General features: G+C 74.1%; 12 protein-coding genes. 6 read left to right on the forward strand and 6 right to left on the reverse strand.

All coding sequences use genetic code 11. From position 1 onward, the window contains the following. Positions 1 to 7: 7 nt before the first annotated feature. Positions 8 to 472 carry a helix-turn-helix transcriptional regulator gene (locus tag ABGB14_RS45280; RefSeq protein ID WP_347650076.1) on the reverse strand — a complete coding sequence of 155 codons (465 nt, stop codon included), beginning with the start codon at positions 470 to 472 and terminating at the stop codon, positions 8 to 10. Positions 473 to 615: 143 nt separating this feature from the next. Here ABGB14_RS45280 and ABGB14_RS45285 point away from each other — a divergent pair, with 143 nt between their 5' ends. Together ABGB14_RS45285 and ABGB14_RS45290 are read left to right on the forward strand one after the other, a co-directional pair. Continuing rightward, positions 616 to 1,695, forward strand: coding sequence for a serine hydrolase domain-containing protein (locus ABGB14_RS45285; RefSeq protein ID WP_347650077.1), 1,080 nt, complete (start codon positions 616 to 618; stop codon positions 1,693 to 1,695). Between the two features lie 220 nt (positions 1,696 to 1,915). Beyond that, positions 1,916 to 3,142 (forward strand): MFS transporter, encoded by a 1,227-nt coding sequence (locus ABGB14_RS45290; protein WP_347650078.1) that lies wholly within the window; start codon positions 1,916 to 1,918, stop codon positions 3,140 to 3,142. Between the two features lie 60 nt (positions 3,143 to 3,202). Here ABGB14_RS45290 and ABGB14_RS45295 read toward each other — a convergent pair whose 3' ends face one another. Continuing rightward, positions 3,203 to 4,453, reverse strand: coding sequence for a DUF418 domain-containing protein (locus ABGB14_RS45295; RefSeq protein WP_347650079.1), 1,251 nt, complete (start codon positions 4,451 to 4,453; stop codon positions 3,203 to 3,205). Positions 4,454 to 4,751: 298 nt separating this feature from the next. Here ABGB14_RS45295 and ABGB14_RS45300 point away from each other — a divergent pair, with 298 nt between their 5' ends. From ABGB14_RS45300 to ABGB14_RS45315, 4 genes are read left to right on the forward strand one after another with little or no spacing between them, the layout of a single operon-like run. Next, positions 4,752 to 5,336: a hypothetical protein gene (locus ABGB14_RS45300; RefSeq protein ID WP_347650080.1), complete on the forward strand. Its 585-nt coding sequence runs from the start codon at positions 4,752 to 4,754 to the stop codon at positions 5,334 to 5,336. Positions 5,337 to 5,365: 29 nt separating this feature from the next. After that, positions 5,366 to 6,073 carry a two-component system response regulator CseB gene (gene cseB / locus ABGB14_RS45305; protein ID WP_347650081.1) on the forward strand — a complete coding sequence of 236 codons (708 nt, stop codon included), beginning with the start codon at positions 5,366 to 5,368 and terminating at the stop codon, positions 6,071 to 6,073. Beyond that, positions 6,070 to 7,332 carry a HAMP domain-containing sensor histidine kinase gene (locus tag ABGB14_RS45310; protein ID WP_347650082.1) on the forward strand — a complete coding sequence of 421 codons (1,263 nt, stop codon included), beginning with the start codon at positions 6,070 to 6,072 and terminating at the stop codon, positions 7,330 to 7,332. Before cseB ends, ABGB14_RS45310 begins: the two co-directional genes overlap by 4 nt. Before the next feature lie 15 nt (positions 7,333 to 7,347). Further along, positions 7,348 to 7,770: a DUF4440 domain-containing protein gene (locus tag ABGB14_RS45315; protein WP_347650083.1), complete on the forward strand. Its 423-nt coding sequence runs from the start codon at positions 7,348 to 7,350 to the stop codon at positions 7,768 to 7,770. A gap of 120 nt (positions 7,771 to 7,890) precedes the next feature. On the opposite strand, the gene ABGB14_RS45320 is transcribed toward ABGB14_RS45315, so the two are convergent. From ABGB14_RS45320 to ABGB14_RS45335, 4 genes are all read right to left on the reverse strand, one after another. Then, positions 7,891 to 9,429: an AMP-binding protein gene (locus tag ABGB14_RS45320; protein WP_347650084.1), complete on the reverse strand. Its 1,539-nt coding sequence runs from the start codon at positions 9,427 to 9,429 to the stop codon at positions 7,891 to 7,893. A 77-nt stretch (positions 9,430 to 9,506) separates the two neighbouring features. After that, the gene (locus ABGB14_RS45325) at positions 9,507 to 10,589 is read right to left on the reverse strand and encodes a PrpF domain-containing protein (protein WP_347650085.1); all 1,083 of its coding nucleotides are present in this window, start codon (positions 10,587 to 10,589) and stop codon (positions 9,507 to 9,509) included. After that, complete coding sequence (locus tag ABGB14_RS45330) at positions 10,582 to 11,481, reverse strand: NAD(P)-dependent oxidoreductase (protein ID WP_347650086.1); 900 nt, start codon at positions 11,479 to 11,481, stop codon at positions 10,582 to 10,584. The genes ABGB14_RS45325 and ABGB14_RS45330 overlap by 8 nt, the downstream gene beginning before the upstream one ends. 18 nt (positions 11,482 to 11,499) lie before the next feature. Further along, the gene (locus tag ABGB14_RS45335; RefSeq protein ID WP_347650087.1) at positions 11,500 to 12,300 is read right to left on the reverse strand and encodes an N-acyl homoserine lactonase family protein; all 801 of its coding nucleotides are present in this window, start codon (positions 12,298 to 12,300) and stop codon (positions 11,500 to 11,502) included. Positions 12,301 to 12,307 lie beyond the last annotated feature (7 nt).

Genomic DNA, 12,307 nt, shown 5'->3' on the forward strand with positions numbered 1-12,307 from the left:
GCCGGGGTCAGCGTACGACGGTCGTCTCGTACGTCTCGACCGACTCACTTCCGAGCGTCAGCGCCGCCCCTCCGGCCAGAATCACGCCCAGTGCCGCCGCTCCCGCCAGAACCCGCCGCCTCCAGGCCCGCGTGCGCCGCACCGGCACGGCCTCCGGTGCCGGCGCAGGCGCGGAGGCCGGTGCGGGCTCGGGTGTGCCGGCGGCGATCCCGGCGCGGGCGTCCGCCCACGCCCGCACCTGCTCCTCGTCGAGGCCGCAGGCCCGGACGAACGCCACGAGGACCTCGTGGCGCGGCAGCCGGTTCCTGCCGAGCATCGTGGAGGCGGTGGAGGAGGGCAGCGCGTCACCGGCGGCGGACGCGCGGCGCGCCAGCTCCCGGAAGCTGAGGCCCGACCAGGCCTTGAGACGCCGGAGCTCGTGCATGAACGCGGTCTCGCCGGTGGCCGGGGGCGGGGGCGGGGTGGTGGTCATGGTTCGCTCCTGTGTCGATCTCCTGATGGTGCCCTGCGCGCTGACCTGGACGTACGGTGTCCCGTACGAACCCGGACGCCCGGACATGTTGAGCAGGTCCGGCGGCGCAGGTCAACTGGTGCCTCCCGACTCCTGGAGGTCACATGCGCACCGGTGTGCTGCTGATGCTCGTGCTGGCGATGGCCGCGTGCTCCCCCGCCGCCGGCGAACCCCTGGCCGCCTACCTGGCCCGCACGCTGCCCGAAGGGCCCGGCGGCACGGTCGTCACGGCGCGCGGCGACCGGATCGTCCACTGCCAGGGCTTCGGCCTGGCCGACCGCGCCGCCGGGACCCCCGCGACCTGCGACACGGTGTACGACGTCATGTCGATCACCAAGCAGTTCACGGCGGCCGCGATCCTGAAGCTCGAGACGATGGGCAGGCTGCGCACCAGCGACCCGATCAGCGCCCATCTCGGCCCGGTCCCGCCCGGCAAACGCCAGATCACGGTGCATCACCTGCTGACCCACACGGCGGGCCTGCCCGAGTCGCTCGGCGACGACTATGACGTGCTGTCGCGAGAGAACATGCTGGCCGGGGCGCTGGCCTCCGACCCGCTGTCGGCCCCGGGCGAGCGGTTCCACTACTCCAACCTCGGCTACAGCATGCTCGCCGCGATCATCGAGAAGGTCTCCGGCATGGGCTACGAGGAGTTCCTGGCCGAGCACCTGTTCGCCCCCGCCGGCATGACCAGCACCGGATACGTGCTGCCCCGATGGGACCGCGACCAGGTGGCCGTGGAGTACGACGCCCGGGGCGCCAGCAGGGGCCGGCCCTACGACCATCCGTGGGCGGCCGACGGACCGTACTGGAACCTGCGCGGCAACGGCGGCATCCTGTCCACCGCCCGTGACATGTTCCGCTGGCACCGCGCCCTGACCGGCGACGCCGTCCTGACGGACAGCGCCAAGGAGAAGCTCTTCACCCCGTACGCGCCGATGCCGGATTCGGAGGAGTCGTACGCGTACGGCTGGAGCGTGCTCGACACCGGCGACGGCCCGATCGCCTGGCACGACGGCGGCAACTCCTGGTCGCTGGCGACGTACGCCAGGTCGTTGGACGACGGCGTGATGGCGTTCTGGGTCAGCAACCACGCCTACCGGGACTCCCGGTGGAACCTCGAGGACCTGGAGCCGGACCTGACGCTGGACCTGCTGGACCGCGCCCGCTCCGCCGCGCGCTGAAAGCCCCGTCCCCGGACGCGTCGCCCTCATCCAGCGGCTCGCGTGGGCCTCCCTTCGCGACCGGCCCAGCAGGAATCGAGAAGCGCCGCTCCCCGCCCGCGCCTAACGTGACCATCATGAGCATCACCGTTCACACGGCCTTTCTTCCGCACGAGGACCCCGACCGCCGCCGCGCCGAGCCGATCCGCCGTGCATGATGCCGCGTTCCGAGGTCCCTGCCGTGCTCCGGCGTCTCGTCCCCACCGCCTACCGGCCGGTGCTCGCCAACCGGGTGTTCCGGCGGCTGATCCTCGGCTTCGCGGTCTCGTACCTGGGGGACGGGATGAGCTTCGTGGCGGTGGCGTGGCTGGCCGTCGAGCTCGCGCCGCAGGCGAGCGCCGGGTTGTGGGTCGGCGGCGCGGTGGCCGCGTACACGATGCCGGGCGTCGCCGGCGCGCTGGTGCTCGGCCGCCGCATGCGCCGGGTGCCAGCCAGGCGGATACTGCTCGCCGACAACGTGGTGCGCGGCGTGTTCCTCGGCGCGGTGCCGCTCGCCTGGTTCGCGGGGCTGCTCAGCCTTCCGCTGTACGTCGTGCTGCTCGCGGGCTCGTCCCTGCTGCACGCGTGGGGCAGCGCGGGCAAGTACACCCTGCTGGCCGAATTGCTGCCGGGCGAGCGGCGGCTCGCCGCCAACACCCTCGTCAGCTCGCTCAACTTCGCCGCCACGATCGCCGGCCCCGCGCTCGCGGGTGTGCTGGTGACGTACGTCGGCTCCGCGCTCGTGCTCGGCCTGGACGCTCTCACCTACGTCTTCCTCGCCGTGATCGTCCTGCGCACCCGGCTGCCGGAGTCGGGGCCCGTCTCCCCCGTCGACCGGACGGCCGCCCGCGGCGGGCTCGCGTTGTTGCGGTCCCGTCCCGAGCTGCTCGGGCTGCTGACGCTCACCTGGTTCTTCAACCTGCTGTACGGCCCGGTCGAGGTGGCCCTGCCACTCCACGTGACCCACGACCTGCGCGCGCCCGGCACGCTGCTCGGCCTCTACTGGATGGTGTTCGGCGCCGGCGCGGTGCTCGGCGGGCTCGCGGCCGGCACGCTGCGGCGGCTGCCGCTGTGGCCCGTGACGGTCGCCATCGTGCTCGGCTGGGGGCTCCTGCTGCTGCCGTTCGCCTTCGACGTGCCGGTGGCCGTGACCGTCGCGTGTTTCGGGGTCGGCGGCGCGGTCTACGGGCCGTTCGTGGCGCTGTCGGTGACGCTCATGCAGGCGAAGTCGCCGCCGGAGCACCTGGCCGCGATGCTCGCCGCCCGCAGCGCGGCGCTGCTCACCGCATCGCCGCTCGGCACGGCGCTGGGCGGACCGGTCACGACGGCGCTGGGCCCGCGGGCGACGCTCGGCGCCTCGGGACTGGCCACCGTGCTGCTCGGCGCCATCGCGTGCGTCCTGCTGCTGGCCAGGCGCCGGGGCCGGTGAGCCGGGCGGCCGAGCCGGGAAGGGTTCGCGCGGGTCCCCCTCGGCTCGACCGCGCGCGGCCTACCAGCCGGCCTTGTGCCTGGCCCCCGCGCGGTCCGGTACCGGACGGTCCGGCACGACCATGACGATGACCCGGTGGACCAGCCATTCCAGCGGCCCGCGCCGCATCCACCGCAACCACAGCGGCGAGACGGCGAAGGCGAAGACCGCCATGCCGGCGAACAGGGTGAAGGCGTAGGGCGGATCGCCCGCCACCCGCTCGATGAAGACCTGGTGAGCGGCGTACCAGGTCAGCGCCAGGCTCCCGGCGGCGGTCAGCGGCCGCAGGGCCACCTGCCAGCCGGGCCGCTCCAGCAGGGTGAGGAGCCCGGCCAGCAGCAGCAGCGCGACCCCGGTCATCATCGGCGCCATCGGGATGCTCAGCGCGTACAGCTGGTGCGGCGGCAGGGTCAGCACCGACGCCCACGGCTGCAGCATCGGCCCGCCGGCGGACTCCATCATCGCCGCCAGCGCCCGCTCGGCGCCCAGCGGGACGAGCGCCACCCACGACACCAGCCAGCTGACGGCCACCAGCAGGGCGCCCCAGCCGGCCATCTTGGCGCGCACGGCCGGGCTGCGCAGATCGAGCCGGCCGATGGCCAGTCCGGCCAGCAGCAGCGGGATCGCGTACGGCGTCTGGAAACCGCCGCCCATCAGCAGCTGGTGAAGTTTGGCCAGCCAGTCCTGCGGGCTCAGCAGCAGCGTCAGGCCGAAGGCCGGCTCGGCGCCGGCCGGGTTCATCGGGGAGATGGCCCAGGTGCGGCCGTAGTTGAGCACGACGAAGCAGAAGACGGGCAGCGCGGCCCCGAGGGCGCCGGCGGCGGCCATGAGCGTGCCCGGGCGCAGCCGTACCAGCGGTATCAGCAGCAGCAGCCACACGGCGTAGAACTCGAGGATCGACAGGTTCATGCCGGACAGCTGGTCCACGCACAGGCTGATCAGCAACAGCATGGCCGCGCGGATCGCGAGCCGTCTCCTGGCCGTCGTCAGCCGCTCGCCGTCCAGGGGCGCGGGCCCACCGGTCATCAGCGCCACCGAGATGCCGGCCATCAGCACGAACAGGCTCATCGACCGGCCGGAGACGGCGTGCTCGACCCAGTCGAGCACCGCCGGTTTCTCCGGCATGGGGGCCGGGGCCAGCCATCCGGTCGGGCTGACGTGCATGTAGACCATGCCGACGATGGCCAGCGCCCGCACGGCGTCCAGCCCCAGCAGCCGCCCCCGCGGGGGCCGGGGCCGGTTCGCCGGCGGGGCGTCATGGGGAACGTCCACGGGATGGTTCATTTCAGGTCGGCCTCCAGGGCGGGGACATGGTCCGGCTTTCTCCGGGCGAACGTTTCGATGTCTTCTCTGAATGCGTCACGGAATTTCTTCGACGGGGCTCGCGTGTTATCGGCCGCATGGTCTCCGGCCGCATCACCGGCCCTGACGCAGTGCCCGGGACGGAACGCGAAGCTCCACGCCGACCACCGTAAAGGCGGACGCCGTCGATTCCTTTCAGCTTTCACATCGAAATGCCAGCGGTAATCCATAGGTCTTGTAACAATGCGCGGCAGGTATTATCTGCGGCATGTCGCTGAGAAAACCGTCCGCCGTCGCGGGGGCCTTGCTGTGCGCTCTCGCCCTGGCCGGATCGGCCGCCGTGGCCGGCTGCGGGATCGATCCGCGGGTGCGGGTGGAGGGGCGGGCCAGTCATGAGCGGGCCTCGCCCGCGCCGGCGCAGACGGCTGCCGGCACGCCGTCCGACCTCGACGGCCTGCAGGTGCTGCGGGAGGATCCACGGCTGGGCACCAGGAGCACGTCCGCGATCAGGCGGTGCGAGCACGGCAAGTTCCCCGTCTACTCCGAGGAGATCTCCCTGTCCGGCGACCGGGGGCACGTCCGCCTGGTGGCCGTCACCGTCTACACCTGCCCGGGCCGGAGTTGCGGATACGAGGGCACCCGTGGCACCTATGTCTACCGGCTCGCCGGAGATCAGCCGGGTGAGCGGGTCTACGCCCACGAGGGCGCGGGCAGCCGCGTCGAGGTCCGCGACGCGGCCCTGGTCCTGGTGCGGCCGGAATACCGGCCGGGCGACGCCGCCTCCTGCCCGACCGCGACGCGGACGACGCCGCTGCGCTGGAGCGGCCGCACGCTCGTCCTCGACGGCGCGTGAGACGACCCGAAAGGCTGAACAGAGATTTCATGGACGCCACCGAGACCCCGCACGTGTTGTTCGTCGAGGACGACGAGGTGATCAGGGAAGTGACCCAGCTGACCCTCGAACGCGACGGCCTGACGGTCACGACCGCCGCCGACGGGATGGCCGGCCTGGAGTCCTTCCGCGCCCGCACCCCCGACGTGGTGCTGCTGGACGTGATGCTGCCGGGCATGAACGGAGTGAGCCTGTGCCGGCGCATCCGCGAGGAGAGCCTCGTCCCGGTGATCATGCTGTCGGCCCGGGACGACGCCGTCGACGTGGTGGTCGGGCTGGAGGCGGGCGCCGACGACTACGTGACCAAGCCCTTCGACGGCTCGGTGCTGCTGGCCCGCATTCGCGCGGTGCTGCGCCGCAGCGCTCGCACCGCTCAGGCCGGCGCTCCGGCCGGGCGGCGCGCCCGCCCGCTGCGCTTCGGCGACGTGGAGATCGACGTCGACGGCATGCGGGTGCTGCGCGGCGGCAGGCCGGTGGCTCTCACCCCGACCGAGATGCGGCTGCTGCTGCGCTTCGCCGAGTCGCCCGGCACGGTGCTCAGCAGGGACGTGCTGCTGGCAAGCGTCTGGGACTACGCCTACGGCGGCGACTCCCGGCTGGCCGACATCCACGTGCAGCGGCTGCGCAACAAGATCGGCGGCGAACGCATCGAGACGGTGCGCGGCTTCGGCTACAAGCTGCGCGCGGAGGGCGAGTGAGGCTGCGGCGGGCCACGGGGGCACGGCGGATGAGCCTGCGCTGGAAGATCAGTGCCACGGTCGCCGCGGTCAGCGTCGTCGTGGCGGTGGCGCTGAGCCTCATCGTCCATCTCGCCTACGCCCGCAAGCAGGCCGACGACGCCCACCGCCTGCAGGCCGAACGCATCCAGCTGCTGCTGCGCGAATATCACCGCGGCAGCCAGCCGGCCTTCGGCAGCCGGCTGGACGACCCGGCCGTGCCGGCTGATCTGCGCGCGGCGGCACGGGACGGGCAGGTCGCCACCGCGCTGCGCCAGACCTCCGAGGGCACCTTCGTCTGGGCGGCGGCCGGCACCGGCGACCACGTGCTGTCGTTGCGCTCCGACTACCGGCACAGCCTCGATGACCTGGTTGCGCTCGACCGGGTCCTGCTGCTGGGCTCGGCCGCGGTCGTCGCCGGCGGCACCCTGGCCGGGATCGCCATCGGCGCGCGCCTGTCGGACCGGCTGCGCCGGGCGGCGACCGCCGCCCGCCACGTCAGCGCCGGCGACCCCACCGTCCGGGTGGGCGCGGCGATCGGCGGCCGCTCCCACGACGAGGCCACCGAGCTCGCCCACGCCGTCGACGCGATGGCCGGCGCCCTGCGGGCCCGCCTCGAAGCCGAACGCCGGGTCACCGCCGACATCGCCCACGAGCTGCGCACCCCGCTCACCGGCCTCACCACCGCCGCCGAGCTCCTGCCGCCCGGCAGGATGACCGACATCGTGCGGGAGCGCACCCAGGTCCTGCGCGCCCTCGTCGAGGACGTGCTGGAGGTGGCCCGCCTGGACACCGCCACGGAACGCCCCGCCCTGTCCGACGTCGCCCTCGGGGAGTTCACCACGCACCGCGCGGCGGCGCTCGCCCCGGACGCGCGGGTCGTGGTCCGCGCCGGCGCCGTCGTGGCCACCGACCCGCGCCGCCTGGAGCGCATCCTGGCCAACCTGCTCACCAACGCCGCCCTCCACGGCCGGCCGCCGATCACCGTGGTGGTCGACGGAGCCCGCGTCACCGTCCACGACCGCGGCCCCGGATTCCCCGGCCATCTGCTGCGCGACGGGCCGGCGCGTTTCCGCAAGGGCGGCGACCGGACGACCGCGGGTCACGGCCTGGGCCTGACCATCGCCGCCGGCCAGGCCGGCGTGCTGGGCGCCCGCCTCACCTTCGCCAACCCGCCGGAAGGCGGCGCGCTGGCCACGCTCGACCTCGCCCTCGCCGACGCAGGCGACCCCCATCCGTGATATGATCATTTTGTCATGAACGCTCATGACACTTCCCGGCCTCGCGTGGTGCTCGCAGGCGACCCCGGCAGCGCCGCCGCCCGCTTCGTGGCGGCCATGAACGCCCGTGACGCTCAGGCCCTCGACCACGTCTACGAAGACGACGCCGTCCTCGTGCCGGTCCCCGGCCATCCCGTCACCGGTGCCGGGCGCCTGGCCGCCAACCAGCACCTGCGAAGCTTCGGCCTGCCGATCGAGGCGCGCCCCCGGCACGTGTACGTCGCCGGCGGCATCGCCCTGCTCATCGTTGACTGGTCGATGCGGGGCACCGCCGGGGACGGCAGCCGGATCGACATGTCCGGCACCGCCACCGACGTCGTCCGGCGCGGCCCCGACGGCCAGTGGCGCTACGTCATCGACAACCCTCACGGGACGGCCTCGTTCCCCGAGAGCGCCTGACCCGCCGGGCGCGCAGGCAGGCGCGGGCCCGGGCGCCCGGCGGGCCTCGGCGGGCCCCCGGGCCCCGCGGCCGGTGAGCCCCCACTGCCCGCCCAGCGGCCGGTGAGCCCTGCGGCGGGCTCAGCGGCCGGTGAGCCGGGAGCGGTCGACCTTGCCGGTCGGGTTGCGCGGGACCGACGGCACGAACACGACGTCGCGGGGCATCTTGAAACCCGCCAGTTCCGCCTTCACCGCGCTCTTGAGCTCGTCGGCCGACAGCGTGACGCCCTCCTCGGTGACCACATATGCCGCCAGGCGCCGGCCGTACTCCTCGTCGGGCACGCCCAGCACGGCCACGTCGGCGACGCCCGGCAGGCGGGCCAGGAGGTTCTCCACCTCCTGCGGGAAGACGTTCTCACCGCCGGAGACGATCATGTCGTCGTCGCGGCCGTCGATGAACAGCAGCCCTCCCCCGTCCCGGTGGCCCAGGTCGCCGGTGCCCATCAGCTCGCCCGCCCGCGCGCCGAACGCCAGCCCGCCGCCGACCAGAACCCGCCCCGTCTCGCCCGCCGGCAGCTCCTCCCCGTCCGGTCCCGCGATCCGCACGGTGGCGCCGCGCGGCGGGCGGCCGATCGTGTCAGGGGCCTCCCGCAAGTCCTCGGGCGTGGCGAGGGCGGCCCAGCCGGCCTCGGTGGAGCCGTACAGGTTGTAGAGCACGTCGCCGTAGGCGTCCATGAACGCGGTGGCCAGGTCGGGCCGGAGCGCGGCACCGCCGGAGACCACCACCCGCAGGCCGGGCAGGTCACGGGGCTCGCGGGCCAGCAGCCGCGACAGCATGGCCGGCACGGCCACCAGCGCGCCGGCCCGGTGCCGCTCCAGGGCGTCGAGCACGGCGTCGGGGTCGAAGCGGCGCATCAGGACGACGGGGCATCCGAGCACGAGCGCGACCGCGTACCAGAGGATGCCGAGCCCGTGGAACAGCGGCGGCGCGATGAGCATCGGCTCGCCGCCGCGCACCGGCACGGTGGCCAGCATCGCGACGAACGGCTCGGCCAGCCCTGCCACCGACAGCCGCCGGGGCGCGCCCTTGGGCAGGCCGGTCGTGCCCGAGGTGAGCAGCACCAGCCGTCCCGGCCGCCGCGGCACCGGAGGGGGCGGGGCGGCGGAGCGCATGAGCTCGTCCAGGTCGCCGGCCCGCCGCCCCGCGAAGTCCACCGGCGGCAGGCCGGGCGCGGCGACGAGCACGTCGGCCTGTTCGCGGCGCAGCACGTCGCGCAGGGCCGGCCCGGCCAGCCCCGTGTTGAGCAGCAGCAGGTCCGCGCCCAGCCGGGACACGGCCGCGACCGCCTCCGCGAACCCGCGGTGGTTGGGCCACATGACCGCCACCGTCGTTCCCGGCTCCACGCCGAGCCGGTGGTGCAGGCCGGCGGCCAGCGCGGCGGCGCGCCCGTCCAGCTCGGCGAACGTGAGCGCGCCGTCCTCGTCCACCACGGCCTGCCGGTCCGGCCAGCGCGCCGCCGCCATCGCCAGCCCGGCGGCCGGGGTCACGTGGAAATGCCGGTACGCCTCCACCACGCGGGCGAGCGCGGCCGGATGGGTCGGTCGCAGCAACCCGTTGCGGGTGAGGGCGACGGCGGCCTGCGCGCCGAATTCGCCCAGCTCGGCCAGTTTCTCGATCATCGCCGTACCCCAGGCCTTTCTCACGGGAGGAGGTACGCGTACCCGCTCAGCCCGGACGGGAACCCGCGTCGCCGCGATCAGTCGCCGCCCGGGTGCACCCGCCCCTCCATGAGACGGCGGGCGGTCCTGACCGCGCCCACCGACCGCACGGGCGGCGACGCCGCGGGATCGACGTCGGCCAGCACCTCGACGACACCGCGCGGATGCCTGACGCGGACCGTTGCGTCGCTCACACCGCGCGCCACCCCCGACGGGACGGTGCCGGGCAGGCGCACGGCGGCGCCCAGGCACAGCGCGGCCGTCATCGGCAGCGCGTGGTGGATCCTGCCCATGGACACGCCGAGCGCGGCGACGTGGTGACCGTCGTCCAGGGGTTCGCCGACGAGCGCGATGCGCGGCACGATCGGCGAGTCCCTGGCCGCCTCGTCCGGCTGCGCGGCGCGGCCCAGCGCCACCGCCGCCGCGCCGCGCAGTCGTTCCAGCCTGGCCAGCAGGGCGCCGTCCGCGCCGAGCGCGGCGGGCGGCGCTGCGCCGAGGTCCACTCGCAGGTCTTCGGCGCGGGCGAACACGTACGGGTGGGTGACGTCCAGGATGGTCACCTCGACGGGCCCGTCCTCGCCGTCCAGCAGCGACACGGGCCCCGACGCGGGATAGCAGGGCCCGAGGCCGAGGTAGCGGGTGACGATCGGGGCGCCGGGCCGCCTGACGCCCGGGATGTGGTGCGTCCCGGCGGCGCGCGCCCTGCCGTCGCGCACCGGCACCTCGGCCAGGATGCGCACGCCGGTGTTGCCGTTGCGCAGCCGCACCCGCGTCACCGGTTCGACGGCCGTCACCAGTCCTTCGTCCACGGCGAACGGCCCGACGGCCGAGGTGAGGTTGCCGCAGTTGCCCGACCAGTCCACGATCGGCCGGTCCACCCCGACCTGGGCGAACCAGTACCACACGTCGTCGCCGTCGCCCCCCGGCTCGACCACGACGACCTTGCTGGTGCTGGAGTGCGTGCCGCCGAGCCCGTCGATCTGCATCGGGTCGGGGCTGCCCATGAGGTCGAGGATGAGGGCGTCGCGGGCGGGGCCCGCCGGCGGCAGGTCGCGGGCGTGCAGGAACAGGCCCTTGCTCGTGCCGCCGCGCATCAGCACGGCGGGAATCGGCTCACTCATGCGCTCGCTCCGCCCACCGCTGGTACAGCCGGTTCAGCGCGACGATGTCCTGGCCGGCCAGCCCCTCAGCGACGGCCATCGCGTACATCGAGCGCGCGACGGATGCCGCGGGAGCGGGCACGCCGACCGAGCGGGCCAGGTCGAGCCCGAGCCCGAGGTCCTTTTCGCCGAGCGCGACGGTGAAGCGCGGGCGGAAGTCGCCGGCGATGGCCCATGGGAACCTCTTGGTGAAATGGTGCGAGCGTCCCCCGCTCCGCGACAACACGTCGAAGAGCCGCTCCGGTTCGACGCCCGCGGCCACGCCGATCTGGAAGGCCTCGGCCGCGACGAGCACGTTGGCCATCGACATCAGGTTGTTGACGAGCTTGACCACCTTGCCCGTCCCGACGTCACCGGTGTGCGCGACGGACGTGCCGATCCGGCCCAGCAGCGGTTCGAGGTCACGCAGGTCCGCCTCCCAGGCCCCGGCGATCAGCGCCAGCGCGCCCGCGGCCGCCTCCTCCGGCCCGCCGCTGACCGCGCAGTCGACCACGCGCAGCCCAGCCGCGCGCGCCGGGACGGCGATCTCGCGCATCGTGCCGGGGTCGATCGTGCTCAGCTCGACGGCGAACGTACCGGGCGCCGCATGCCGCACGAGTCCGCCGGGCCCGCACCACGCGGCGCGCACCGCCGCCGCGTCGGGCAGGCTGGTGATGACGGTGCGCGCGCCCGTGACCGCCTCTGCCGGGCCGGCAGAGACGGTCACGCCCGCCTCTGCCGCCCGGCGCACGGCCACCTCGTCCAGGTCGTAGCCGACGACCTCGCGACCGGCGGCGGCCAGGCGGGCCGCCACGGCGCCGCCCATCGCGCCCAGCCCCACGACGCACACGGGCTCCCACATGTTGTCAGCCATCGGTGTTCCTCCCCAGGGTCATGCGATGCGGACGGCCCGGCCCTCGAAGCCGTCGACCGGGTCGAACCTGGCCAGCACCTCGGGATCGTGCCCGGGCACGATGAGCTCGGGAGCGGCGGCCAGGGCGCGCATGCGGTCGAAGGTGTCGTACATCGCGGGCAGGTCGGTCAGGACGCCGAAAGGCGCGTCGTCCTCGACGTTGGCGTACAGGTGCGAGGCGTCGGCGGCCAGCACGACGGTGCCGCGCGCGGTGGCCACGCTGACGATCTGCAGCCCGGCGGTGTGCCCGCCGACGTGGTGCACGCGCACACCGGGCACCACGTCGTGCTCTCCGTCCACGAACAACACCCGGCCGTCGAGCGCGTATCCGGCCAGCCGCTCGATGTCGGCGCGCTCGACGAGCCTGCGGAACTCGTGGCGGGCGGCGTGCCTGCCGGTCCAGAAGGCCATTTCCCTGGCCTGAACGACGAACTTGGCTCCGGTGAACGCTTCCACGTCGCCGACGTGGTCGTAGTGGAAGTGGGAAAGGATCACGTACGGCACGGCCGAGCAGTCGGCGCCGAGCCCTTCCAGCGCCCGCGACGGGGCCTGCCAGTGCTCGCGGCCGCGGCGCGCCGCCGTCTCCGCGGTGAACCCCGCGTCGACCACGATGTCGCGGCTCGGGTCCTGGCCGGGCGACCTGATCAGCCAGACGAAGTAGTCGAGCTGGGTGGGCTTCTCCAGCGGCTCGGCGGCGGAGCCGTGGAAGTACTGCGCTCGTTTGCCGCCGGGATGCTGGCCGAACTTGACCGCGTAGACCTCGTGCGCCGGGGCTGTCATGGTCTTC

Source organism: Nonomuraea sp. B10E15 (assembly GCF_039871615.1).
Classification (GTDB): domain Bacteria; phylum Actinomycetota; class Actinomycetes; order Streptosporangiales; family Streptosporangiaceae; genus Nonomuraea.